Raw genomic sequence first — 26,936 nt, 5'->3', positions numbered from 1 at the left:
ACTATAGACCAACTTAAGATTACTGTAAGTGCAAAATAATAAAATAAAAAGAATGGACAGCTATCAAGCTGTCCATTCTTTTTATTTTATTATTTGTAAATTTTTCTTTAATTTAAATAGATCTTCTTCCGTTTGATGTTCCTTATGCTTAAGAAAATCAACATCATCTGATATCTTATCTATCTTCATATTAGTTTCTGTAATATTTCCAGTTATTTTAGCTGTATTGTCATGTACAGAATCAAGTTTCTTCTCTATTCTAGTTTGCCCCTCTTTAATCTCTTTTAGTTCTCCTAGTATTTGCTGTAATATATCCTCCATACTTCAATACCTCCATTTATATCGTTGAAATTATATCATAAATCTTGTAACTTTTAAATATAAAATCTTTATCTAAAAATATTTTTCAAATATCATAATATCTAATACTTTATATGAGACTACGAACATTAGACTGATGAATATATTATGTAATTTTGAAAAAAATAATATAAACACTAAATTTACATTATAAGGTTGTAATACTTGCTTAATGCAATAATTGACATATTTATCTATGGATGCTAATATATTGTCGTATATTGTTATTTTACCATTAATATAATATGTGTTTTAAATATTCATACAAAGGAGGAGTGTAATGCTTTTACAGAAGGTAATAAAAAATTTTATTCACTATCTAACTATAACTAATAAAAGCTCAGAAACAATTAAATCCTATAATTCTGACCTAACCACCTTTGAAAGTTTTTTGGAACAAAAATTTAATGGCCCTGCATACTTGAAAGAAATTCAAGCTTGTGATATAGAAGACTACTTATATTATTTGAAACAAAAAAACCTTACAACTTCAAGCAGAAGTAGAAATCTCTATACCCTTAGGTCATTATGGAACTTTGCATATAAGAACAAACTTTGTGATTGGAATATAGCTATGTCTGTAGAACCAATTAAAATTCAGAGAAAAGAACGTACCTTTTTATCTTTAGAGGAGGTAACTCTTTTAATAGCTTCAATTGAACATCCTCTAATTGAAGTAGTAGTCCAAACTTTATTCTATACTGGAATGAGAATAAGTGAATGTTTAAACTTAAAACTAACGGATGTAGATTTTGATGGCAATATCATAAAAATTTTGAATGGTAAGGGTGGAAAGGATAGAAATATACCAATTAATAAAAATCTTCTGCCTATTTTACAAGATTATATAAAAAACTATCGCTTAACCATAGACAGTGACTATTTTTTTGCTACTGAAAAATCCGGGCATTTAAGTGCACCTTATGTAAACAGAGTGCTGAGCGATACAGTAAAGAAGCTTGGATGGAAGAAGCATGTAAGCGCACATATACTACGGCACAGTTTTGCTTCGAACTTAATAAAAAATGGAGTAAATCTCGTGTATGTTCAGAAGCTTCTAGGACATTCAAATTTAAAAGTAACTTCTATTTATACCCATGCAAATATGGAGGATCTAAACGAATCAATAAATGTATTATAAGGGATGTGATTTTATGGATAATAACTATTACAATGCTGAAGATGAAATAGCAGTATCCTTAGGCAGCACTGAAAAAATTGAGTATGATGATAAATACATTTTAAAAGGTCTCATGGAAGGTAAAACGAGAGAAGACATAGCCTTAGAACTTAATCACAAAAACTATAGAACATTAGATATGTACATGCGAAGACGGGGATATGTCTGGGACTCTGTTAGACAAACTTACATATATAAAATGACTGATCATTTTCCTGACTCAATTTCTAATTCCACAACAGGAAAGGTTCAAAAAATTATTGGCTTATTTAATATGGGACTGGAACCTATGGAAATTGCAAAAAAAGTAGGAATGAAAGACCATAGAACTATGGCTGGTTACATGAAATCTAAAGGATATATATGGTCTACCGAAAAACAAAACTACATATTTTTAAAAGGTGAGTTTTACGATGACGATCCCATGCCAATTAGTCACTTTGAATTCAATAACTCTCCCAATAATTACGAAGACACCATTAATTCTATAGATAACAAAGATATAGCACAACAGTCTAACTCTGATTTAAATTATACATCTATACCACAGTTAGAACGACTTGAAAACTTAATTCCAATGCTAGAAATGATAAGCAGAAATAAAGATAAACTAACTGAATTATTATCTATTAATAGTTCTGCTACTATTCCCCGTTATGTAATTGGTGGTATAACTATTACTAAATCTCTATGTATGTCTCATCCTCTTGCCGAATTAATTAAAGAATTCAGTAAAGAAAAAAATATTAGCCAAAGAGAGATCTTTGAAGTAGCAATAATTGAATTTTTTAAAAAATACGGATATGAAAATGAAATTAAGGCTTTGTTTTCATCATAAAATCATTATCGTATGTAAAATTATATATTTATTTACATTTAACATCATATTTGCTAATATGATGTTTTTATTTACTCAGTTACTTGCTTTTTATAATATTTTTTCTTTTAAGCTTTATTAATTATTTAAATATATAATTAAGCAATATTATATATTTATTAAATAATTATACAATTTTCTAAAAAGCAATAGATTCCAAATATTAAACTAATAAATAAATAACAAATATATTAAATTCATTATGCCTTGTGTACAAGCTATATAGCCATTTTTAACCTATGTAAAATATAGTAAAAAAATTGGTAATATAAGTGCTATTAATGCAACAACATTACAAGTAACATTCTCAGATGTTCCAACAACAACTCCTACAGTAGCTGATTTTGCTATAACTGCAGCAATTAATGGCGGTAACGCAGCAACTGTTACTGCAACAGCTATAAGCATGAACGGAAATGTAGCAACTCTAACATTACCTGCAGTAAATCCTACTGATGTAGATCAAAATATCACATATAGTATATCATATTTAGGTGGACAAGTAAATACTGCTCAAACTACTGTTAACGCAGCACTTTCATCAGGTATAGCTGGATTTATTACTGATGGCGGTACAGCAGTAAAGGACGCAGTTGTTACAATCAATGGCAAAACTGCGACTACTAATGCAGATGGCTACTATGTTGTAAATGATGTAGAAGCTGGTACTTATGATGTAACTATAGCAGCTCAAGGCTATCCAGTAACTACAGTTTCAGGAGTTAAAGTTGATGCAAATAACTTAACAGCTTTAAGTCAGGGAATAACAGCTTTAGTAAAAGCTAACATTACTGCAACAGGTGTAGTAGCTGACAAAACTACTGGAGCACCAATTTCAGGTGGAGCTGTAACTTTAGAGTACAATAACCCTACTACTGGATGGACTGCGGTTGCTTTAGCACCAGCAGTAACAACAAGTGCAGCAGGAGCCTTTACTCTAAATCAAGCTACAGCAACTCCAGATATGGAATTTGGCGGACAATACCGTTTAACAGTTAAAGCTACTGGCTACCATGATACTGTAGTTAACTTCACAACTAAATCTGACGATGTAGCTAACGTACTTGCAGGAATCGAAATGGAAGCAATTAAGCCTATATCTATAACAGGTGTTGCTAAGGATTCAACTGGTGCAGTAATCAATGCTGGAACTGTAACTTTATCTGATGCAGATGGAAATACATTAGGAACAGCTACTACTGGAGCAGATGGAGCTTATAGCTTTACAAACCAAGCTTTATTAAGTGGTAAATATACTTTAACACTTGATAACAGCACAGATGCAGTTTATAGCTCAACAATAGATGTTACAGAAGGAACTGACGTAACAAACGATATAAACTTAGTTGGTGGATATAACGTATCATTAACTGTAGGAACAGAGGCAGTTGGAGGAGTTTTCTCTGCAGCTGGTTCAGATGCAGATACTGCTACTTACACAGCAACATTGTTAAATGGCAACACTGTAGTTGCAACAAAACCTTTAACAGCATCTGCTGGTGATGACTCTGAATTAAGCTTTACACTAAACCGTGTTGCTCCAGGAACATATACTTTAAGAGTTTCTGGTAATTATGTAACTACTAAAGACTTTAGCGTTACTGTAACTAACACAAATGCAACAGTTAGTGGAAGAACTACAACTGCAGGATATATAACAGGTGTTGTAGATGATGGATCTGCTAACGTAGCAGGAGCTACAGTTGAATTATTAGATTCAAATAATAACGTAGTAGCAACTACTACTTCAGCTAACACAACTGGAGTTTATGACTTTGCTGGAGTTGCAGCTGGAAACTATAAAGTTAGAGTATCTAAAGATGGATTTGTAACTAAGACATCTGCAGCAGCATTTGCAGTTGCTAATGAAACAGATGCTACTGAAAATGTAACACTTGCAGCACTACCAACAACTGGTGCAGTAGCTGGTTTCGTAAGAGCTGATTCAACATTGACACCAGCAGCTGGTGCAGTTGTAACTTACTATAATGAAGATGGTACATCAGCTTATACTGCTACTGTAGCAGCAGATGGATCATATTCAATAGCAAGTATAACTCCTGGAACCTATAAAGTTGTAGTAAGAGACCCTAGCGCGCTTGAAACTTATGTAACAAGCCAAACTGTAGCAGCAGGAGATGCAATTACTAATGCTAACTACAAGTTAACAGCTGGTGGAAACGAAACTTTAACAATTAAGCTTACAGACAAAAATAGCCAGGCTGTTAATGTTAATGCTGGTGATGTTAAACTATATGATGTTAACGCAGCACAAGGTACAGCTGCAGCAGAAGCTGATGGTTACTGGGTAAACGCTGGAGCTAGTGATACAATTACATTTAATACACTATCAAAAGGAACTTATGAGTTAAAGATCGATGCTCCAAGCTCATATGTTGATGTAGATCAAACAGTTACAGTTACTAGTGCTACTCAACAATTACCAATTCAATTAGTTGATGCAGCAAGCGTGTACAGTGTAAACTTTAGACTAGTTGATGCAGATAACACAGATGGAGATGCAGCAGACATAGTAGTATTCAAGGCTGATGGTACAAAATTAGCTACAACTACAACTGCAGCAGACGGAACTGCAACAATAGCTAACTTAGCAAACGGAACATACAAGTTCTATATCTTCAAGAATGGCAACTTAGTTACTACTAAAGATGTAACAGTTAACGGAGCAAACGTAAGTGTTCCAGTTATACAGTTAGCTACAGCTAATTAAGGTGCCAGGCACCACCCGAAGCTTGTGGAATCGCAAGAAGGGATAGAAAAAGTTGAGTAGGAAGGGCAACCTTCCTTCTCAATTTTTACAAACAATCGGTAAAGAAACATTTCAAAAATTAGTCAAATCGAAGTCTCATAAAAAACCAGGTCATACACTGGTTGAAAAATATAATAATAATCTCAAATCAGAGTACCTGTCTAGGGTACTCTGTTATTCTTTAATTTTTCTGCTAAAAGCACTTATTAAGGAATTTCTTCTTGGAAAATATCTTGCATCTGGCTGAGTTCCTGGTGGATATTCAGAAATAACAGCTCCTTGCTCTATTATTTTTTCCATTAGCTTTATATGATCTTTAGGATAAATTATATCTACTCCACAACCTATTACAGCAATTGTTTGTGCATAGCTATCAATTCCTTTTGCCATACCACTTATAGCTACCAACATAAAATTAGCTGGATATGTGTGTGTATATTTTACCCTTGATACTGTTACTGATTTATCTTCTATGGGCTGTCTTAAAGCTTCCAAAGTTTTTTTGTTAAATTCAGCTATTTCGTCTAGAAACAATTTACTACTGAAGCCACTCAATTTACCTCCTCATCTAATTTATCTTTATAAGAGCTTTCCACAAATTGCTTATAAAGTTGTCTTTTATTTTTTCCTTTAAAATAAGAAAGAATCTTATAGGAACTAATTATCTTTTCTGCATCTTTTCCTATGAGCATACCATAACTACTCCACTTATTATGCGAAGCTTCGCATAATACTTATTATGTTGTGAAAGTAATTATGCAAAGTTAATTCTTAAGAAGTTTGGTAATGCTAGTAGTTTTTGAAATATGCTTAACATAACTTCCTTTTGGTTAAAATAAATTATGGCTTAAAATCCCTAATTTATTTTATGGAGGCGCGTTAAATGTTTAAACCAACCCGTACCCTATCTGAACTTATTGAAGCAGCTGAAAAAGAATTAGTAAAATTAAATTACGGTAAAGGATCCATTTCTATTGCAAAGTCTGCGTGGCGAAAATTTGAGTTGTATGCAAATAAACATAGTTCATTGTATTTTACTCAGGAGCTTGCAATGACTTTTTTACGAGAGTATTATAACTACCCTGACAAAGAAGCGAAATGTCATACTACATATGTAAATGCAATTGCTAATGCAATAAGAAAGCTAGGTGATTTACAACTACATGGAAGGTTTTTGAGTAGAGAAAAAAAGAAATTTGTATTTATAACCAATGATTTTCAACCAGCTGTTGATGAATTTATAGTGTACTGTAAAAAAAGAAACATTGTTGAAAATTCCATTGATCATAACTTAAAAAGACTAAATCACTTTTTTGAATACCTTTCAACAATAAAAATTACTAAGCCATCAGAAATCAATGCTATGCATATTTCTGGTTATATGAGTTCACTGTCAGGCTATTCCAGGGGAACTGTTAAAGGTGAAATTTATGCTTTAAGATTATTCCTGCGCTCAATTTATTTTTCTGGACTTAGTATGATAGATTTATCAAATTCAATACCCAAGCTTAAATTTCCTAAGGGAGATAAAGTCCCTATTATATGGGAATCTTCCAATGTGGAAAAATTACTTGAATCCGTTGATAGAGGAAGTCCTCTTGGTAAAAGAGACTATGCAATATTATTGCTAGTAGTAAAATTAGGTCTTCGTGACTGTGACATCAGAAAATTGAAGCTTGAAGACATAAAATGGAGAATCAATAGAATTGAATTTATTCAGTCTAAAACCTCTCAATTTCTTAGTTTACCCTTATTACCTGAAATTGGTGATGCAATAATTGACTACCTAAAATATGGTAGACCCAATTCTGATTCACAACATATATTTATAAAACATACCGCACCATATAGCAGCATTCATAAAACAGGTAATATTGTAACTAAATATTTAAGAATAGCAAAAATACCTATTGATAAAACAAAAAGCCATGGAATTCATACACTGAGACACACTCTTGCAAGTAGACTTCTTGAAAAAGAAGTGCCTCTTGATATTATTGCTGGCATATTAGGACACATTTCAATAAACTCAGCAAAGGAATATATGCATATTGATATTGAAAACCTTCGAAAATGTGCTATTGAATTGGGTGAATGCTATGAGTAAAAAAACTGAAATAAAAGAATTTACCTATGCTGGGAAACTTTCAGAAGTCATAATTAAATACATTGCAGAAAAACGTGCAATGGGTATATTGTTTAATAGTGAAGCTAAAAAGCTTGCCCATTTTGACAGATTTACAATGAATTTTGATTGCAAAACCAATACATTATCAAAAGAACTTGTTATTGCTTATACCTCAAAAACTAGTAACGAAAGCAGTAGCAATCACATTTATCGATTTAATTTGGTTAACAGATTAGCATTGTATATGCAGCGTTGTGGATATGAGGCATACTACCAACCAAAAGGCAATATTAAGAAATCCCACACTGAATACACACCATATATTTACAGTTATTATGAAATTAAAAAAATATTTATTGCAGCCGATGAAACCAAAGCAAGTCCTCAACACAAAAACTATCATTGGGTTGTACCTCTTATGTTCCGCATTCTTTATACTTGTGGACTTCGAGTTTCAGAGATGTTGAATCTAACAGTAAAAGATGTTGATCTCAAAAGAGGTGTTTTAAATATTCAAGGTACAAAATTTGATAAAGGAAGATTAGTTCCATTATCTAATTCAGTCCTACAAAGATGCATAGAATATTCTAAACAATTGCACCAATTATCAAAAGATGATGCCATATATTTCCCTAGTGCAAAAAATAAAGCTTTTAGTATGACAAGAATGTATTACATATTTCGCGAAATATTACAGAAAGCAGGTATTTCTCATGGTGGTAAAGGTAAAGGACCACGTATACATGACTTCAGGCACACATTTGCAGTTCATTGTCTTAAGCAATGGGTTGAAAAGGGTGTTGATATTACTGTTAGTTTGCCTTATCTCTCAGCCTTTTTGGGGCATACAGGGTTGCAGAGTAGTCAGAAATACTTAAGGTTGACCTCTGATTTATTTCCAAGTATTAATGTCATGCTTGAGAACTGTTATGGAGATATTATTCCATTAGTTGGAGGTGATATTGATGAAAACAATTAGTTTTTCAAAGCTACTCACAAACTATTTAAGTGAATTTTTACCTTGCCGGGCTGAATTAAGTAGTAATACAATTTCATCATATTGTGATACTTTTAAGTTGCTTTTACGATTTTGTCGGGATAATTTAAAAATGTCTGTTGAAAAAATATCATTAACGGACATTGATGATACTCTCGTTTATTCCTTTCTTGATTGGTTAGAAAAAGAGCGAAATTGCTCGAATTCTACAATCAATCAAAGATTACGTGCTATACATTCTTTTGTAAGATATGCACAGTGTGAAAGTCCAGAAAACCTGCTGACTTTTAAAAAGGTGCTAAATATTCCTGCAAGGAGGCAAACAAAACCAATTGTTAGTTACATTAACGAGCACGATATGAGAAAAGTATTACAAACCCCCGATACTTCAAATATATTTGGTAGGAGAGATTTAACATTATTAAGTGTAATGTATGATACTGGTGCAAGAGTCTCTGAAATTGTCAATCTTACAGTTAGGGATGTTCGACTTGATGCACCTGCAAAAATTAAGCTTTTTGGAAAGGGAATGAAATATCGTGATGTTCCTATATTACTAAGAACTGTAGCAATGTTAGAAAGCTACTTAAAAGAGCAACGACTTATCACAGCTGATAAACTTGATTACCCACTGTTTTTTAATCGAAAACATGAAAAACTCACAAGAGCTGGTGTTGCGTATATTTTAAGCAAGTATTCAAGCCAATTGATGACAATGAACAATACTCCTATAACACCTCATGTATTGCGCCATACAAAGGCAATGCATTTACTTCAAGCAGGGGTTAATATAGTCTATATTAAAGATATTTTAGGGCATGTTGATATTTCTACTACTGAAGTTTATGCAAGAGCTGACCTTGAAATGAAACGCAAAGCACTTGAAAAGCTTTCAGAGGTTTCGCCTTCTAGTCCACCAGAATGGAATACAAACACTGACCTGTTAACTTGGCTAGAGAATTTTGGAAAACAAAAATTTTAAAGAGTTATGTGAAGAAATTATGTGCTAAACAGCTTATTTTAAAGGCTTTTTAGCCTATAACTTCACATAGCTTTTTTCTAAACATAACACTTATAATCCTCTGACTTTTTTACCATACTAGCTCTTACTGGATTTAAACGTATATATCTACTTACTTCAAGTACATATTTCACTATTTATAAACACAAAAAAGAAAATCTACTAGATTTATTAGACAATCTAGTAGATTCTTTTCATTTTATTAGTCATTAGTTTTATCTGTTCTATCCATTCGACAAACTTCGGGTGGTACCTGACACCTTTGCGAGGTGGAGACTAGCGAGCTTGATTATAGATTTCACTAATTATATATGCTATAATTTTATTATAAAAGAGAGGATGGTTTATATGGAAGATCTATTGAAGCAGATATTATCAGAAATTAAAGATATTAAAATTGATATTAAAGAACTTAAAGAAAATCAAAATCAAACTAATGAATCCCTTAATCGCATAGAATCAAAACTTGATGACTTAGAAATAAAAAATGCAAATAATCATATCGAAACAATTTGTTTTATCTTGACCATCTACTAATTGATTAAGTAATTCTAAGACTTTATTTTCCAAGAATAACAACTCCCTATATCTATTTATTCTATCATACCTACATTTCACATTTACATTTTAACATTTCCCTATTATAGTTTCAACTTTTAAATGCAACATCGCTAGATGGATATTAATTCCCAAAAAAGAAAAAAAGGAGTTTGCCTCCCCCTATATTAACTATTTAATTGATCTTCTCTTTTCAATTAATTCTCCTACACCATTAATTGTTCCTTCAACATGTGCTACTTTGTAAGTCAAGTTATCTATTTCTGCTTTTCTTACATTATTGCTGTGTTCTATTGATTTTACTACAGAATATATTTCGTCCTGTCTTTTTTCCATATCCCCCTGTATTTTTTCCATGTTGTCTAATTTTTTCAAAATAAGTTCAAACATCTGTTTCGTTTCTTTATCCATTTTTTCACCACCATTGATTTGTGAATATATTTTATCATCAATATATACTAATTTCAAGTAATGATTGTAACTTCGTTAAAGGCTTATTTTATATGTTCTATCCATTCGCCAAACTTCAGGTAGTACCTTGACACCTTTGCGAGGGACACAAGGTAGACACTACCAAGCTTAAAAAAGAACCGTCACATATCTGACGATTCTTTGCTATTTTACTGATTTTAATTTTGATATATCGTTCCAATTTTTTGATGTTATCATTTCCACTGCTGTAAGACCTTCTCTAATCCCCTTAACTTCTCCTTCAATTCTTGCAACCGTGTAATTAACTTTATCTATTTCTGCTTTATGAAACTCACTTGCATGTTCTAAAAATCTCAATATTTGAGTATGTTCATCAAGCTTATTATTAATAGTTTTTAATAAATCTAAAATTTCACTATCCATTTTTTCATCACCTATGTTTTTAATATTAACATCAATTTAACTCTATTTCAAGGTAAATAATATAGATAAGGATACAACTCTAGTAAAGTTGTATCCCTATATGTACGTTTTTTAAGGTTTGTTATGTAGTTTTTTTCTTATTTTTACGGGTTGATTGTGGTGGTACACTCTCAAGCCGTTTTTCTTTATTTTTAGATTTATATTAGATTTATATTTTAATATACCTAAAATATTTAATTCAAATTCGCTAAATGGCTATTTAGATAAGCAAAAAAGAGCAAAAGAGTACCCCTAAAGATACTCTAAGTATTGATTTGATTATTTAGTTTTTCAATCAGAATGTGACCTGATTCTTTTTATAACTTAATGATATTTTTAGATATGATAGTACAATTTCATCCGTTCATCTATTTAAATGAGAGAAGGAAGGTTGTACTTCCCTTCCTCCTCAGTTTTTTTGTTTTATCCGTTCTATCCATTCGACAAACTTCGGGTGGTGCCTGACACCTTTGCGAGGTAGGTACTACCGAGCTTAGTTTGCTTAGTTAGTTATATCAATAGCAGCAGAAGCTTCATGTGCTACTAAAGCTTGATTTCCTTTATCATCAGTAGCTATTATATAAGTTTCAACATTTCCAGCAAATGTTGATATAACAGTAGTGCCATCTGATAATTTAGTTCCATCAGCTGTTGAAAGTGCAGTAGCTGTACCTGCTTTTGAAGGTAAGAATGTTTCTAATTTAGTCAAGTTAGCTTGCACATCTGCTACAGTTGTATAAGTTGTACCACCAACTGGTGTAATATATATATCATATTTTACAATCTTATCTGTAGCTGCATTTGTTGGAGCTGTTATATTTACTTTAATACCTGAAGCATCATGTATTCCAGCGCCTGCGTCAGTAACTGCTACAGCAGCAGCTGCATTGTCAACAAATTTATCAGCAACTGCTACATCATCAGCAGCCGCAATTACAGCTATACTATTTGGAGTAGCAGCAGCATCCTTAACTGCTCCAGCTGTTACAGTAATAGTAACTGGTTGAGTAAAGTCAATAGTATTTAAAGCTTGTGCAGCCGCAGCATGATTTACTAAGGTACTTACAGTTAGTGTGTTTCCTAATGTAGAAATTGCAGAATCATTTAAATCAATAGTTGCTGTATGAGTTCCATCTGTAACAGCAACACCATCATTAACAAGTGTATTAGCTACAACTGGTTCACTAAATGTAAGTACTAACTTATCACTACCAGTGGCAGTCGCTGAAACTAAAGTAGGTACTTTTGTATCTGCAAGATCAATTAGCGGTGCTGTATTAAACTTAGTTAAAGTAGTTGGATTTACAACATTTCCTGCTATATCTCTAACTCCAGTAACAACTAAACTAGCACTTGTAACGTCAGTTGTTACACCATCTTTTGGTAATGTTATAGCAAAATCTTTAGTGTCACCTGATGTTGCAGATTCATTTGTGATAACAGTTCCGCTTGGAAGCGTTGCACCATCTAATACATAATTTGCTGGATTAATGGCATCTGCCAACTGAACATTTTCACTATATACAACATGCATAACATTTTTTCCGCCTACTAAAGTAATAGCTGGAGACGCTGCTTTAGCTACTGTAGGTTTAGTTGTATCTGAAGCAGATGTTGCAGCAACATCAAATGTAATAGCTGAAGCATTTTTATTTCCTGAAGGATCAGCTACTGTGTTTGCAGGTATAGTAACTGTATAAGTTTTTCCAGAAGTAAGCGCAACTGGAAGAACAAGTTTAACATAATTAGAACTTGTAACGCCACCTGCTACAGCTGTCCAGTCAGACTTAGTTATTGTATCATCTCCAACAGCAGCTCCAGCCAAAATTGTAGCTGTAACATCTGTAGCTGTTGATTTATCTACTATAGTTAATCCACTTGTAGTTAAATTAGGATCTACTACAGCTTTATCAAATGTTAAATAAACTGTCTTGTTATCGGAAGTATCAAGAACTCCTGAAATAAAGTTTGGCTTAACTGCATCTTTTGCTAATGTTAATGATTTGCTGTATGCATTCATAGCATTTCCATTTACATCTTGAATATTTTTTAATGTAAATTGAACATTAGCTGTTGAAGCACTTCCATAAACTGTATTCAATACAGTAAATAAAACAGTTTTATTTGTTGAATCACTTGGATCTAATACTGGTGCAGCTGTAATATATGGTGTTCCATCTCCTTGTTTTGTTAATGTTATATCATCACTTGTAGAAACGCCCTCTGATAAGTCAGCAAAGTTTGTTGTACTAATTTCTTTATCAAATACTACTTTTATTGTACTTCCACTTTGTGTAGCTGAAACAACACTTGGAGCTGCTGTGTCATTTGTAACTGTAAATTGTTGATTAATTACTGATGAGCTATTTATTCCATCACTTAATCCAGTTACTGTTAATGTTGGTGTAGCTCCTGCTGTTAAAGTTTGTGCTGCAGTTAAGTTAACAACTGTCTTATCAGTAGCGTCTATAGCTGCTACTGCATTTTGTCCATCTATTTGATAAGCTCCGATAGTTCCTAAAGCAACTGGTTCAGAATAAGTTACTTTTACATTTTTAGTTCCTGATGCTCCAGCACTAGCAGTTATTGAAGTTATTGTTGGTGCTGTTGTATCATTACCTACTATTGTATTATAAGAAGTTGCAATAGTATTAAATCCTGTATCTGTAACTCCTGTTGTCTTTAATTGGAATGAAACATTATTTGCTAATTCGGCTACACGAGCTTCCAATATTACTGTCACTCCATCATCTTGAAGTTTTGCAACTGAACCGGCTCCACCAAACACTGCACTTAAATTGAAAGCAGTTGCATTTACAGTATAGTTTGCCACATTTTCTGCTGAAGCTTTTGTAACGGGCCTATTAAATACTATCTTAACTTGTGATGCATTAATAGAAGTAGCTGAGGAAATAGCTAATTGTGCATTAACAGTTACTGTAGCACTTACTGGATAGTTGTTATAATCAGCAAGAGTTCCGCTAACAGTTACTGTTCCAGCAGTTGCATATGTAGCTGCTGCTTTAGCTGCATCACTCCAAGTTATAGTAGCTGCTTTAGTTGTTCCATCGCCTAATGTAACATTTACAGTAGTTGGTAGTGTAGGTACTGTTGATAATCCTGTAGTAAGAGTAATAGCACTTACAGAACTTACAGTTTTAGAAGGATCAGCAGGAGTTACTACTACTTTACCAGTACTATCAACAGACACTTTGTCTGGAGTTAATGCAACTGTTGGAGTTGTTGTATCTTCTGTGAAAGTATTTAGAGTAAATGGTAGTCCAGCTGCATATGCTGTAGCTGCTGCTGTATTTACTACTGATGCATCTACATAAGCTGCTTTCACATCATCATAATAACCTTTCATTGAAACTTTTCTTGAAAGAAAATCATTATATAATGCAGCGCCTGGGTCGCTAGCTCCGTTTAACACATATGATGCTGCTGATGTTTTAAGAGCAGTGAAATTATATTCATATGATTTTGTATCATTTCCGTTTACAGCTAAAGCTGTAGTTTTAGCGGATACTGGAGTTGTTACTGCTGCTGCTATTAATCCAGCAACTGCTGCTGTGGATAATACAGCAAGAGGCTTTTTAGATTTATTCATTATTTGTTCCCTCCTAAAATTTTATAATATGTTATTTTATGACACTATATTTGTCATTGGCGTACTATGAAAGTACGCCAATTGTTATTTATAATTTAAAGACTATTTAGCTGAAACTACGAAATCTGCTGCTGTGAATTTGTCTGCAGTGTAAGTTCCATCAACTGTTGCTGCAAATTTTCCAGTTGTAGCATTGTAGATTGCATCTACATTTTTAACTTTTACAGTATAGTTTGATCCATCTGCACCATTAGCTAACTTGAATGTTACTACTGTTGAGAATGGAACTGCATTTGTATCAACTGCTACTGTAGTTAAATCAGCTGTTGCTGTTGTTGTAGTTGATTTAGTTGAAACTACAAAGCTTGATTGTGTAAATTTATCTGCAGTTAAAGTTCCATCAACTGTTGCTGCAAATTTTCCAGTTGTAGCATTGTAGATTGCGTCTACGCCATTAACTTTTACATTGTAGTTTGATCCATCTACACCAGCTAACTTAAATGTTACTACTGTTGAGAATGGAACTGCATTTGTGTCAACTGCTACTGTGCTTAAATCAACCTGTCCTGTTACTGGAGTTGGATTTGAACTATCAGTAATAGTTATAGTTCTCTTCTTAATATCATCGCTTGATGGTGTGTAAGTAGCGTTATTTCCATCAACATCCTTTTGAGTTCTTAATGATACTGAGCTCTTAGCTCTTACATCAAGACTAGTTGTGAATGCTGAGTAATCTTTGTTAGTAGTGTTGAAGCTGAATACTACAGTATTTCCAACTACATTTACATTATCAGCTTTGATATCAGTTCCATTTAAGCCAGTGAATGTAAAGTCATCTGTCTTAACTCCACTGTTTGTATCAAGTATTGTATCGAATGTAACATATACTTTTCCGCCAGTGTTGTCTTTTGTTGCTGTCCAGTAATCTGCTGTAGTATCATCCCAGCAAGTAGTTCTTGGAGCTGCTTGGTAATCGTATGTCAATGCTTGTGTATCTGAAAGAGCAACTGGTGTAGTTCCATCTTCTTTTACTGATACTAAAGCACCTGTTTCATCAGTAGTAGTTGTTGATGTTATAGCAAGTCTAGCATTTTGTCCTTGTGCTTTTATAAGTTCTATCTTAGATGGTGCTGTATTAGTCTTACCATTAGCATAAGTTACTGTTCTGCCGTTAGCATAAGTTCCTGCTGGAGCTGAATCATTGCTAGTAAGTGATGCTCCATCTTTGAATATAAGTGTTACCTTATCTCCGTTCTTAGGTGCACTAGTTGGGTGTACTCCACCAAATGTAAAGTCATTTGCATTTACATCATCTAATGCTCTATCGAATTGAACATCAACCTTTAAGTCATCTCCATCGTAGTAAGATTTAACTGTATTATCCTTAACTTGAGCACCAGCTTTTGATAATCCTATAGAATTATCGTTGTTGAATGCTACTCCATCTAATATATTTCCAGCTTCATCTTTAACATTTGAAACTATTACTGAGTAAACATTATTAGAATTATTATCTATTTGTTTTCCACCAGTTTTTACGTTATAAGATGTTGGGAATTCGATTATAGCACTCTTATCATCTCCACCAGCTGATATATTTGCATCTGATGGTAATGATTTAGTATCTCCTTCACCATTTATGAATTTGTAGTTGTCTTTATTTGTTATTGTTGATGAATCCATAGCTTCGCTGAAGTAAACAATAACTTTATCTTTTTCACTTGATGAACTTCTTAACTTAGCATATATTCCAGTTCCCTTAGGAGCTATGTTGTCATTACCACTGATTACTTGTGTAAAGTCTTCCATTGTGTTTGGTGTTGATGCTGTGTCTATGATGTTCTTAATTGTTAATGTATATTTAGAACCTGTTAATCTCCAGTCATCGTTTGTATCACTTGGATTAAACTTAGTTAATTTGATATTGAATGTATCAGTGTTTCCTGTATCACTTTCACCTACAGTACTGTAGATTCCTTTGATATGGCTTGTTATATCAAGGTCTTTGTTATCTAATAATTTGTAGTTTGATTTATTTGTAGCATAGTTGTAATCAACATCCTTGCTGAATTTAACACGGATAGTTTCACTATCTACTACAGTAACAGATTGAACTGTAGGTTTAGTTTCATCCTTAACATCTGTAAAGTTAACTCTAGTATCATCAGCAACTTTGTTTCCATAAGCATCTTTAATACTATTCTTTATATAAACTGTGTTTGATCCAGTTTGGATTGTTCCATCGCTTATATGTTTTAATTTTATTAAAGTATCATTGTTATCAGTTTTGATGTATGCTCCTGATATACTTGATAATTTTTTACCGTTTATTTCATAGTTTCCTAAATCTTTAGCTGTTTGAACATCCATTGGTCTATCAAATGTGATGTGAACTTCTCCACTTGAAGTTTCTTCTACTGTCTTAGCAACTGGTTTAGTGCTTACGCTGTCAACTGTAAAGTCTTGGCTTGCTTCTTTGAATACAAATCCAGCAGAATCTCTTAATACTCCATCGCTGTCTCCGTCAGAAATCTTTAATGTGTGATTTCCACTTTCTATTGCTGAATCGAAGTAGAACATAACTTTGTTTGCCCATGTTCCACTATTTGTTGAGCTTATTCCTGTAGGAACTGCGATATGGTCTTTTATGTCACTCCATGTTGTATTTACGCCATAGTTTCCTATGCTTTGTCCATCTATTTTGAATTTACTCTTTAATTGAGATATAGCTTTATCTACAGAAGTTGGATCTCCCATATTTACAGCTTCTGAGAATTCTACAGTTAATTGGCTGTTTCCTTCTACAGTTACTGATTTTAATGTAGGTTGAGTAACATCTTTGAATTCTACATCTTGTTCGAATTCATCAAAGGAATTGTTTTTGTCTTCAGTTAAAACAACACCCTTCTTAACTGTAACTGTTACATTGTCATATTGCTTTCTTGGGTGAGCAAGTGTTATTAAAACAGTGTTATCATCAACAGCTTTAGCTACTGCACTGTTTTCATCTACTGCTACGTTGTTTGCATCACGTTGAGTTAATTGAGTTCCATCAATTTTGTAGTTTGTTACATCTTCAGCTGAATCGCTGTCTACAGATGCATTGAAGTGAACTTTTATTTGGTTAAGGCTTACTGCTTCTATTGATTCAACAGAGTTATTATCTGATGTAGGATTAGTAACAGCTTTATTTATTGCGTCTACAACTCCAGAAGAAACAACACCTGTTCCACCTACAACGTTAAGATCTGTTGTTTTTGTTGCATTGTCAGCAATATATTTTACAGCATTGTTTGTACCAGTTGCATTTTCTTTGTCAACTAATACTAATGGAGAAGCTGTTTTTCCAGCTAAAGCTGATGCAACTAGAGCATCTGCATATCCATCATCTTTTGCATTGTAGCTTGCTGATGCAACATATAACTTATCTGTTTTTAATGCATCTTTAAATGCAGCTAAAACTTTTAAGTTAGTATCCCATCTATCACTTCCGCCATCTACTCTTGTACCATTAACTTGGCTTAAGATAGCGTCGCTTATAACATTTTTAGTTCCAACTACAGTAACCTTTGATTTGTTGTTAGCAACAAAGTCAAGTACTGGTTTCATGTAGTTAGCATCGTTCATTCCTAATAAAAGAATTTGTCCTTTAGCTGCTGCAACTGGAGCTACTGAAAGAGCATCTGAGAATCCTTCTCCTCCAACCATTATTACGTTGTCAGCTTTAACTCCAAGGTCAACTAATTTTTGAGCTACAGCTGCATTAGTTTCATATCTGTTAGCTCCACCAAGTTCTATTAAAGTATAGCTTGATTTTAATTGATCTCTTACTGCTTGTGAAACTGAAGCGTTTCCACCAACAACATATATGTTTTTAGCTTTTAATGTACTTAATGCATTTGCAGTGTCAGTATTTAATGAGCCTGCTGTAGTTAAAAGTATTGGTGCATCTAATTGTTTAGCTAATGCTGAAGCACTTACTGCGTCTGCATATCCTTCACCAGACACTAATACTACGTTGTCGCTAGTTGTCCAGTTTTTTGTAGCAACTGAAGCTGCTGTTGCATATCTATCAGCTTCACCTATTCTTGTAACTGATCCTTGTGCTGCTTTAACTGGGCCAGCTGATAAAGCTGTTGTTAAAACTAAGGACATAAGTGTAGCACTTGCAAGTGCTTTTGTACCTTTTTTACTCATATTGTAATACCCTCCTCGATTAAGTGAATTTTAATTAAAATTCTTAATATATATATATATATTTTTAAATATATACTTTATTAAAACATATCCAAGTATTGTCAAAAAGCATATGACTTGGGTATATTTTTTAAAACAGATTTAATTATATCATATTTGTACTACACATTCTAGTAATTATGCATAAATTATTTAATTTTTATCAAAAAATCTACATTTTTACTAGAATTCCAAAACTCACTCTTGATTATATCATAGTCTTTTCGCCATTTCTACTATATTCATAATCTATTAACATATTCATGTTTTAGGATATACTAGGCATGTTTCTATTATACAACATCACTTCTAGTTTTTCCATACCTTGAAATCTGGTAATTTCAGTTATATACTGAAATTTAATCCATAGTATTTTCTATTTAAATGTAATTTTGTAGTGAAAATATTCTTCATATTCCTAAAGATAGTTCATTGTCCTAATTTTATATTCTACATCTAAGTCAAAATTCCTTCTTACCTGAGAAAAAATACGGAAGAATAGCGAAAATTTTGTTATAAATTTATTTATTCCGCTATTCATATATACTTTTCTACTCTATTCCTATAATCTGAAGATCATTTGATGTATCAGTTCCGCTATTATTTCCATTATTATTACTTCCATTGTTATTTGTTGTTCCTAAGCTATTTTTAATACTATCAGAAACTGAAGCTGTACCACCTATTATTACTATCTTAGAAGTATCTTTAACATTAGTTGTTATATAACTTTGTGCTGCTGATATCTGATTTGCATCAGCTCCAATTCCACTTAATACCAGTGGAGACCCTGTTTTAGCTGCCGCTGCTGAAGCAACAAGAGCATCTGCAAACTGATCATTTGTTGCTCCCCCGGCTGCTACATATACGTTGCTGAAATCTAAACCATCAGTACCTTTAAAATAATCTAATACAGCTAGGTTAGTGGCAAACCTATCTGGAGTATTTTGGGTTATTTTTGTTCCGCCAACAGATTTAACTACTGCATCTGGCAAAACTCCTTGTCCTCCAACTGCAAGTATTGTTAAACTATTTGAAGTTACAACATCTTTAACTGCAGATGCTACTTCTTTTGAAGTTCCAAATAGTACTGGGTATCCTTTTTGAGCCGCAATGGATGCCACAGATAATGCATCTGCATATCCATCTTGACCATTTACAAGTACAGCGCTTTTCTTTCCACTAAGGCTTAGAACCTTCTTGGCAACCTCTGCATTTGTTCCCATTCTTGAAGTATCTGTTATTCCAGCTATACGCTCAATCTGATAGCTTGATTTTAAACTACTTTCTATTTGTGGAGATACTACCCCTGTACCCCCTACTATGTAAACTTTTGATGCTCCAAGATTTTGTATTGTTGTAAGCACTTCAGGTTCTAGAGTCTTTCCTGCTGTCAAAAGTATTGGTGCATTAAGTTGCTTTGCAAGCGGAGTAGCACTTACGGCATCAGCATATCCATATCCATTTACCAATATTACGTTTGATGCCTTTCCAAATAAATCTGTAGCAACCTTATTTGCTGTACCTATTCTTCCTCCATCTCCACCATCGGTTCGTGTAACTGAAGCAGCTTGTACACTATTTGCACATAGCGATATTGAAAGAACCAAAGCTGTAAGTATGGTACTTAAAAATCTTTTCCCTTTAACCATTAGACTAACCTCCCAGTCTTCACATAATTTATGATTTAATAAAATTTTTTCATATTATTCTATTATCTTCATATTATACACCATATAGCCATCCTTTGCCATAAACTCGTACTAAAATTTACTTCCATGTTCTACTTACTTCTCGTGTATTTATTATAAAAGTTTATAGTCTCTTAAAATGATAATTATGTAAAAAAAGGAACTTGCATCTAATTGCAAGTTCTAGAATCCCCAATAAAGAATAACGCCACTACTCCCGCTCCAGTGTGAGAGCCTATTACAGGGCCTATATTACTAATAATAATTTTTTTCACTTTACAGTGTTCAAGAATTGATTTTTTTATATATTCTGCATCTTCTACACAATCACTATGGCTTATAGCTATAATTTTTTCTTCTGTGTCTATAATTTTATCTATAAGTTTCTCCACAAGTACTTTTAAGGCTTTTCTTCGTCCTTTTACCCTTTCATAAGGAATAAGCTTTCCTTCATTATTTACGAATAGTACGGGCTTTATGTTAAGCAGCGTTCCTACTATAGCAGTTGTACTTGATATCCTTCCTCCTCTTTTTAAATAATTTAAATCTTCTACTGTAAACCAATGATTTACCTTTAATTTATTTTTCTCTAACCAGTCTACAATTTCTTCTTTTGTGCTCCCTTTCTTTAACATATCATAGGCATAATAAACCAATAATCCTAATCCTAAGGATGCGCTTTTACTATCTATTATAGTTATATCTGCATTACTAAACTCCTCTAGTATTTGCTCTCGTGCTAATTTAGCGCTATCCACAGAACCACTTAACGCTGAAGAAAAACCTACATATATAACAGATTTATCCTGATTTACGTATTTTTTAAATTCCTCATAATATCTTCTAACGTTTACCTGAGAGGTAGTAGCTGTACCTCCTTTCTTTAATGCATCATAAAACTCCTTATCATCTGCAGTTTTCCAAAAGTCATCTTCATACTCTGTATCATTAAGTTCATAAATAAAGGATAAATATGGAATTTTATTTTCCTCAATATAATCAAGTGGTAAATCACTGCAAGAATCAGTGAGTATAACTGTCTCCATTTTATAAAGCCCTCCAAAGTAAATTACTGTTATCATAAGAACAGCTTATTATTTATATTTATATTTTATTACATTTTTATAGGGTTCCAAATAGGAACCCTACTTATATTATACTCTCTATATCTTTAACGTTCATAGCCCTGCCAAATAAATACCCTTGCGCTTCATCACATCCGTACCTAACTAACACTTCCAGCTGTTCCTCTGTTTCCACTCCTTCTGCTACAGCTACTACACCTATATTTCTGCACAAATCAATAATAGTTTTAACTATTGCAACATTTTCTCTACTTTCCGGTATATCCTTCATAAAAGTTTTATCTATCTTTATTTTATCAATAGGAAAATTTCTCAAATATATCAACGAGGAATAGCCTGTACCAAAATCATCAAGCGCTATTTTTATCCCAAGTTCTCTAAGGTTAGATAAAGTTTTAATTGCCTGGTCTACATTTTCTATAAGAGATCTTTCAGTAATCTCGAATTCCAGCCAATTTGCTTTTGCTCTTGTTTCTTTTAAGGTTTTATTGACAAAAGTTATAAACTTTGAATTTTCAAATTGCTTTGAAGATATATTTAAAGCCACTCTTTTAGGCCTTATTTTTAAATTCTCCCATTTTCTGCACTGCTCACATACTTCCTTTAACACCCAATTGTCTATTTTCACAATGAGCTTGCTCTTCTCTGCAAATGGAATGAAATTATCTGGAGTAACTATACCAAGCTGCGGACTATTCCATCTTATAAGAGCTTCGATTCCTATCAATTCCTTTGTTTTTAGATTTATCTGTGGTTGATAATAAAGTACAAATTCATTATTATCAACTGCTTTTGATAGTGCATGCCTCATGTCTTTCATTTGGGTTAACCACCTTTATCTAAGTGCTTGTTATTTCCTCAGAATATAATATGTGTACATGCTTCTTTTGCTACTTTAATATTTTTTGGGCAGTCTAAAATTAAATTTTGCAACAAATACAATACAATTAAATATTATATTAATGTAGTAATTTTTATTGTATTTACTTTTACAATCTTAGTAACCATTTCTACACCTCTATCATATTATGTATAATGGGATTAATTAATCAGGAGGGTATATTATACCTATTAATAATATGGTTACGAGACCATTATACCAATTTATATTTTCACCAAAAGCTATTTATCTTAGTTTTGATATAAATAAATAATTAACTAGAACACTTTGAACTTTCAATAAATAAAATGATATTGTAACTAATTAATGAGGTGAATTTTATTATGGACAACAGAGAGCTTCTAGCAAGACTTATTAAGTGCGAAGCTGGCGGTGAAGGTGATAACGGTATGAGGGGTGTTGCTACCGTTGTTATGAATAGAGTAAGAGTTCCATCCGGAGAATACCATAGGATAGGTCAAGGTGACCTAAGGAAGGTAATATATCAAGAGGGTCAATTTGATTGTGTTCGTTCTGTATTAGGCGGAGTAGCTAATCCACAAACGATCTGGGCCAATCCACCAGAACAGATACATTATGATATAGCCGATTGGGCACTTGCCGGTAACAAACTATTTACCATTGGTGCTTCACTATGGTATTTTAATCCTTATGGCCCGTGTCCTTACTCTTTCCCATACAATGGTACTGGTAGTTTTCAGGTGGCAATAGCAAAACATTGCTTCTATAATCCTACTGCCCTCTATTTTGAAACTTAGCTATTTACTAATATTTCTGGAGGTAAATTTATGTTTCCAAAATGTTACTTAGATTATATGAATTCTGACTATAGAGCTTTGCCGCCTATGCCTAATTCTTCTATGTTCCCAAACACAATGAACATGGGCGGAACTCCTATGCAGGGATATATGCCAGGATCATCTTTTCCAGGACCTATGCAAGACACTGACATGGATCAAATGCAAGATACTGGCATGAATGAAATGGGTGGAACTGAAATAATCCCTGGTGGAACCAGTTCTGGGGCACCTACACCTGGTGGTGTACCTGGACCAGTACCTTCTGCACTTCCTGGCGGAGTACCTGGCTCTGGAACTACATCACCTTTTGTAACGGCACCCGGGTCACCTGTAATTTTAGACACTCAATATACTCAAGGATACTTAAGAACTAAAATAGGAAGGAGAGTTAGAGTAACTTTCTTGTTGGGTACAAATACACTCCAAGACCGTGTAGGAATTCTAAAAGAAGTCGGTATAAGTTATATAGTTTTGAGAGAACAAGATACCAATACAGATGTTTTAGGCGATATATACTCAATTAAATTTGTAGACATATTCCCATCTGCTCCTACTGTAACAACTTAAATGAATTGCATCATAAAAGAGATGTCGCATTAGCACAAAAATATATGCTGATGCGGCAGCATCTTTTTAAAGCAGCAGCTAATTTATTTATCTTTGCACACTTCCTGAGGTATTTCCTTTTACTAATTCCATAACCTCATTTTCTGTAACAACATTAAAATCTCCGTCAATAGTATGTTTTAGTACAGAGGCTGCTACAGCAAAGTCTAAAGCTTCTTTGTGGTCTTTATTCAAAACCAACTGATATATTAAGCCTGCAGCAAAAGCATCTCCTGCTCCTACTCTGTCTTGTATACTAAAGTCATATTTTTTTGATTTATAAAGTTCTTTTCCATCATATATAATAGCAGCTAACCCATTATGCGTAGCAGAATAGTTTTCTCTTAAGGTTGTAACTACATATTTTAAATTATATTTTTCTCTCATCCTGCTAAATAACTCTTTAAATCTTTCCTCATCAAAGCTATCCTTTGCAAAGTCAGCTAATTTATATTCTTTTTGTTTTTCCTCTATACTGCTTAACCAGCCTATGCATACGTCTGCATTTTCTATCAATTTAGGCATTACGGCTTCAAACTGTTCTACATCCCATAGCTGTTTTCTATAATTTAAATCCACACTTATAGGAACTCCATGTTTTTTTGCAGCTTCTACAGCTTTTTCTACTAATTTTATACAGTTCTCTCCTAGTGCTGGTGTAATACCTGAAAAATGAAACCAATCCGCATCTTTAAATATTTCATCAAAATCAAATTTTTCTATATCTGCTTTTGTAATAGCAGAATTAGCTCTATCATATACTACTTTAGATGGTCTTACAGAAGTTCCTTTTTCAAAGAAATATATTCCTACCCTATCTCCAGCCTTAACGACATAGTCTGTATTTACACCATATTTTTTTAAATAGTTATCTGCACTTTGTCCTATAGGGTTATCCGGCAGTTGAGTTACAAAATAAGAATTCAATCCATAATTTGACAAAGATACTGCTACGTTTGCCTCTGCTCCACCATATACAACATCAAAAGATTGTGCTTGTGTAAATCTCTGATATCCCGGTGTAGATAGTCTCATTAAAAGTTCTCCCATAGTTACTACTTTTTTTGTCATAATAGCATCCTTTCTAAATATATTTACTTCTAGCTTCTCTTACTTTTTCTACAAAAGCCTTAGCTGTCTTTGTTATTGATTCATAGTCACCTGTTTTTGCTCCCTCAGTTAGTTTGCCGCCTACACCAACTGCAATACAGCCATTGTTTATCCACTCATGAACATTTTCCAAACTTACTCCACCAGTCGGCATTATAGGAACTTGCGGCAATGGTGCTTTTATATCTTTTACTATTTTAGGACCATATGCACTTCCTGGGAATAATTTAATAACATCTGTTCCTGCTTCCATAGCCCTTATCATTTCTGTAATTGTCATGCAGCCTGCCATATACGGAATCTGATATCTATTGCAAAGTTTTGCTGTATCTAGATCAAATCCCGGACTTACAATATACTGCGCTCCTGCAAGTATAGCTATTCTGGCAGTTTCACTATCAAGTACTGTTCCTGCTCCTACTATAAGTTCTTCTTTTGAGAACTTTCCTTTTAATGTACTAATTACATTATCTGCTCCTGGCACTGTAAAAGTAACTTCAATAGCTGGTATTCCTCCCTCTATACATGCCTTTGATATTTTCTCTGCTGTCTCAGCATTCTCTGCCCTAACCACAGCTACTACTCCAACTTCTGTAATTCTTCTCAAAGTTTCTATCTTTTCAATCATCCTTAGCTCCTCCTAGTTTTATCATATATTTATATTTAATTAGTTCCTTACACTACTTTATCACTTTTTCATTATACAAAATTAAGTTTCACATTACAAAACTAACATTGTATTATATTCTATATTTTTCGGGAAATAACCCTACCTTTTTAGTTTATTCTTTAAATATCTCCTTATACTAATTATGTATAAAAAAAACACCCGAAGGTGCTTATTTTACTGCTTTCAATTTTTCATTTATTTTATCTATCTTATCAAGTCTTTCTTCTACTTTATCTAACTTTGAATTTACAGAACTAAAACCTTCTTTCATCTCAGAATACATCTTAGTCATAAACTCAAATAATTTATCATCGTCATTTGCCATAATATTACCTCCACCTAAGTATGAGTATATTATAACATTTCATAAATTACTTTGAAATAAAGAATATGCACTAAAAATAACAAAGAGCCTGGTTACTACTTTTTGTAACCAAGCTCTTTAGAAATCTTATCTGTGTATTCAATTAATATATTTGAAAACTTCTCTATTTTATCCTCTGTAAAACTGAGAATAGATCCTGATATGCTTATAGCCCCACAGACTTCTCCCCTATAATTCAGTACTGCAGCACCTAAACATCTTATTCCTATTTCATTTTCCTGTTCATCTACAGCATATCTATTTTTCCGTACTAATCTCAAGTGCTCTTTAAATTGTCCCATATCCGTTATAGTATTTTCTGTTAGTCTCTCAATTTTACTTTGATTCCATATTTGTTCTACCTTTTCGTCCTCCATGTAAGAGAGCATAGCTTTTCCTACCGCTGTACAATATAGTGGATTTCTTTTTCCTATTCTCGAATACATCCTTATGGTATTTTCTGATTCAACCTTATCTACATAAACTATTTCATTTCCATCCCTTACTACCAGATGTACTGTTTCATTAGTTATTTTCATCAATTCCTTTAAATAAGGCTTTACAACATTGACAATATCCATTTTCCCTATATTTTTACTGCCAAGTTCAAATAACTTCAAAGTAAGTCTATATTTATTTGTATCTTCATCTTGCTTTACATAGCCCTTCTGTATTAACGTTGATAATAATCTATGCACTGTACTTTTATGTAAATTTACTTTTTCACTAATTTCAGTAATCCCTAAGCCCTCTTCATAATCGGACAGCACTTCTAAAATAGAAAGTGACCTATCCACTGACTGTACCATTTCCTGCATTTTTATTTCCTCACTTTTATTTATAAAGTTAAATCTCAATTTTATTTGCTATAGATAACCACACCAGACACTTAACTTATACGCAGGGATATATTGACATTCTGGAAGACACATTTAAATACTTTTACCACAAGTCTTAGCTCATATTTTTGAAAAAGCTTAGAAGATTTGATTGGTTAAAAGTCTAAATGACTTTTAACGAGCAACTTATCAATGGTAATTGATAAGTTGGTCCGACTGAGCAGAGCGAGTTATCAAAG

At 33.0% G+C, this 26,936-nt stretch carries 24 protein-coding genes; 9 read left to right on the top strand and 15 right to left on the bottom strand.

Annotated features, from left to right (window positions below; genetic code table 11):
• Positions 1–81 precede the first annotated feature (81 nt).
• Positions 82–321: a hypothetical protein gene (locus tag I6U48_RS13505; protein WP_218320988.1), complete on the bottom strand. Its 240-nt coding sequence runs from the start codon at positions 319–321 to the stop codon at positions 82–84.
• Positions 322–640: 319 nt separating this feature from the next.
• Here I6U48_RS13505 and xerA point away from each other — a divergent pair, with 319 nt between their 5' ends.
• Together xerA and I6U48_RS13495 are read left to right on the top strand one after the other, a co-directional pair.
• Positions 641–1,501, top strand: a complete 861-nt coding sequence (xerA, locus tag I6U48_RS13500) for a site-specific tyrosine recombinase/integron integrase (RefSeq protein ID WP_246615339.1) — start codon at positions 641–643, stop codon at positions 1,499–1,501.
• A gap of 13 nt (positions 1,502–1,514) precedes the next feature.
• Positions 1,515–2,378 (top strand): hypothetical protein, encoded by an 864-nt coding sequence (locus I6U48_RS13495; protein WP_218320987.1) that lies wholly within the window; start codon positions 1,515–1,517, stop codon positions 2,376–2,378.
• A gap of 276 nt (positions 2,379–2,654) precedes the next feature.
• Here the strand turns inward: I6U48_RS13495 and I6U48_RS13490 are convergent, their stop codons facing one another.
• Entirely contained in the window at positions 2,655–2,825 is a 171-nt protein-coding gene (locus tag I6U48_RS13490; protein ID WP_218320986.1) for a hypothetical protein, read from the bottom strand.
• On the opposite strand from I6U48_RS13490, the gene I6U48_RS13485 reads away from it, so the two are divergent.
• On the top strand, positions 2,824–5,148 hold the full coding sequence (locus I6U48_RS13485) for a beta strand repeat-containing protein (RefSeq protein ID WP_218320985.1): 2,325 nt from the start codon (positions 2,824–2,826) through the stop codon (positions 5,146–5,148). The genes I6U48_RS13490 and I6U48_RS13485 overlap by 2 nt on opposite strands.
• A gap of 213 nt (positions 5,149–5,361) precedes the next feature.
• Here I6U48_RS13485 and I6U48_RS29710 read toward each other — a convergent pair whose 3' ends face one another.
• Both I6U48_RS29710 and I6U48_RS13470 read right to left on the bottom strand, forming a co-directional pair.
• Positions 5,362–5,742 (bottom strand): DNA-processing protein DprA, encoded by a 381-nt coding sequence (locus I6U48_RS29710; RefSeq protein WP_246615338.1) that lies wholly within the window; start codon positions 5,740–5,742, stop codon positions 5,362–5,364.
• Positions 5,739–5,879 (bottom strand): hypothetical protein, encoded by a 141-nt coding sequence (locus I6U48_RS13470; RefSeq protein ID WP_218320984.1) that lies wholly within the window; start codon positions 5,877–5,879, stop codon positions 5,739–5,741. Before I6U48_RS13470 ends, I6U48_RS29710 begins: the two co-directional genes overlap by 4 nt.
• 191 nt (positions 5,880–6,070) lie before the next feature.
• Here I6U48_RS13470 and I6U48_RS13465 point away from each other — a divergent pair, with 191 nt between their 5' ends.
• The 4 genes from I6U48_RS13465 to I6U48_RS13450 all read left to right on the top strand — a co-directional run bounded on the left by I6U48_RS13465 (position 6,071) and on the right by I6U48_RS13450 (position 9,870).
• The gene (locus I6U48_RS13465) at positions 6,071–7,294 is read left to right on the top strand and encodes a site-specific integrase (protein ID WP_218320983.1); all 1,224 of its coding nucleotides are present in this window, start codon (positions 6,071–6,073) and stop codon (positions 7,292–7,294) included.
• Complete coding sequence (locus I6U48_RS13460) at positions 7,287–8,294, top strand: tyrosine-type recombinase/integrase (RefSeq protein ID WP_218320982.1); 1,008 nt, start codon at positions 7,287–7,289, stop codon at positions 8,292–8,294. The genes I6U48_RS13465 and I6U48_RS13460 overlap by 8 nt, the downstream gene beginning before the upstream one ends.
• Entirely contained in the window at positions 8,281–9,294 is a 1,014-nt protein-coding gene (locus I6U48_RS13455) for a site-specific integrase (RefSeq protein WP_218320981.1), read from the top strand. The genes I6U48_RS13460 and I6U48_RS13455 overlap by 14 nt, the downstream gene beginning before the upstream one ends.
• Positions 9,295–9,681: 387 nt before the next feature.
• Positions 9,682–9,870, top strand: a complete 189-nt coding sequence (locus I6U48_RS13450; protein WP_218320980.1) for a hypothetical protein — start codon at positions 9,682–9,684, stop codon at positions 9,868–9,870.
• Between the two features lie 192 nt (positions 9,871–10,062).
• Here the strand turns inward: I6U48_RS13450 and I6U48_RS13445 are convergent, their stop codons facing one another.
• The 7 genes from I6U48_RS13445 to I6U48_RS13415 all read right to left on the bottom strand — a co-directional run bounded on the left by I6U48_RS13445 (position 10,063) and on the right by I6U48_RS13415 (position 22,227).
• Positions 10,063–10,302: a M domain protein gene (locus I6U48_RS13445; RefSeq protein WP_218320979.1), complete on the bottom strand. Its 240-nt coding sequence runs from the start codon at positions 10,300–10,302 to the stop codon at positions 10,063–10,065.
• A gap of 204 nt (positions 10,303–10,506) precedes the next feature.
• Positions 10,507–10,746 carry a hypothetical protein gene (locus I6U48_RS13440; RefSeq protein ID WP_218320978.1) on the bottom strand — a complete coding sequence of 80 codons (240 nt, stop codon included), beginning with the start codon at positions 10,744–10,746 and terminating at the stop codon, positions 10,507–10,509.
• 541 nt (positions 10,747–11,287) lie between these two features.
• Complete coding sequence (locus tag I6U48_RS13435) at positions 11,288–14,395, bottom strand: beta strand repeat-containing protein (RefSeq protein ID WP_218320977.1); 3,108 nt, start codon at positions 14,393–14,395, stop codon at positions 11,288–11,290.
• A gap of 102 nt (positions 14,396–14,497) precedes the next feature.
• Positions 14,498–18,592, bottom strand: a complete 4,095-nt coding sequence (locus tag I6U48_RS13430; protein ID WP_218320976.1) for a cell wall-binding repeat-containing protein — start codon at positions 18,590–18,592, stop codon at positions 14,498–14,500.
• A 590-nt stretch (positions 18,593–19,182) separates the two neighbouring features.
• Positions 19,183–20,283 carry a cell wall-binding repeat-containing protein gene (locus tag I6U48_RS13425; protein WP_218320975.1) on the bottom strand — a complete coding sequence of 367 codons (1,101 nt, stop codon included), beginning with the start codon at positions 20,281–20,283 and terminating at the stop codon, positions 19,183–19,185.
• A gap of 209 nt (positions 20,284–20,492) precedes the next feature.
• On the bottom strand, positions 20,493–21,368 hold the full coding sequence (locus I6U48_RS13420; protein ID WP_218320974.1) for a DegV family protein: 876 nt from the start codon (positions 21,366–21,368) through the stop codon (positions 20,493–20,495).
• A gap of 103 nt (positions 21,369–21,471) precedes the next feature.
• Positions 21,472–22,227 carry a putative bifunctional diguanylate cyclase/phosphodiesterase gene (locus I6U48_RS13415; RefSeq protein ID WP_218320973.1) on the bottom strand — a complete coding sequence of 252 codons (756 nt, stop codon included), beginning with the start codon at positions 22,225–22,227 and terminating at the stop codon, positions 21,472–21,474.
• 404 nt (positions 22,228–22,631) lie between these two features.
• Between I6U48_RS13415 and I6U48_RS13410 the strand changes: the two genes are divergently transcribed.
• Both I6U48_RS13410 and I6U48_RS29705 read left to right on the top strand, forming a co-directional pair.
• Positions 22,632–23,066 (top strand): cell wall hydrolase, encoded by a 435-nt coding sequence (locus I6U48_RS13410; protein WP_218320972.1) that lies wholly within the window; start codon positions 22,632–22,634, stop codon positions 23,064–23,066.
• Positions 23,067–23,096: 30 nt separating this feature from the next.
• Positions 23,097–23,675 (top strand): hypothetical protein, encoded by a 579-nt coding sequence (locus I6U48_RS29705; protein WP_246615337.1) that lies wholly within the window; start codon positions 23,097–23,099, stop codon positions 23,673–23,675.
• Between the two features lie 87 nt (positions 23,676–23,762).
• On the opposite strand, the gene I6U48_RS13400 is transcribed toward I6U48_RS29705, so the two are convergent.
• The 4 genes from I6U48_RS13400 to I6U48_RS13385 all read right to left on the bottom strand — a co-directional run bounded on the left by I6U48_RS13400 (position 23,763) and on the right by I6U48_RS13385 (position 26,676).
• Positions 23,763–24,785 carry a sugar kinase gene (locus I6U48_RS13400; protein ID WP_218320971.1) on the bottom strand — a complete coding sequence of 341 codons (1,023 nt, stop codon included), beginning with the start codon at positions 24,783–24,785 and terminating at the stop codon, positions 23,763–23,765.
• 13 nt (positions 24,786–24,798) lie between these two features.
• Complete coding sequence (locus I6U48_RS13395) at positions 24,799–25,452, bottom strand: bifunctional 2-keto-4-hydroxyglutarate aldolase/2-keto-3-deoxy-6-phosphogluconate aldolase (protein WP_218320970.1); 654 nt, start codon at positions 25,450–25,452, stop codon at positions 24,799–24,801.
• 211 nt (positions 25,453–25,663) lie between these two features.
• The gene (locus tag I6U48_RS13390; RefSeq protein WP_218320969.1) at positions 25,664–25,819 is read right to left on the bottom strand and encodes a hypothetical protein; all 156 of its coding nucleotides are present in this window, start codon (positions 25,817–25,819) and stop codon (positions 25,664–25,666) included.
• A gap of 95 nt (positions 25,820–25,914) precedes the next feature.
• Complete coding sequence (locus tag I6U48_RS13385) at positions 25,915–26,676, bottom strand: IclR family transcriptional regulator (RefSeq protein ID WP_218320968.1); 762 nt, start codon at positions 26,674–26,676, stop codon at positions 25,915–25,917.
• Positions 26,677–26,936: the final 260 nt, after the last annotated feature.

The sequence above is a fragment of the Clostridium thailandense genome, from assembly GCF_019207025.1.
GTDB classification, from domain to species: Bacteria; Bacillota; Clostridia; order Clostridiales; family Clostridiaceae; genus Clostridium_AM; species Clostridium_AM thailandense.
Note: the sequence above shows the minus strand (reverse complement) of the source record. Positions and strands in the feature narration are given on the sequence as shown.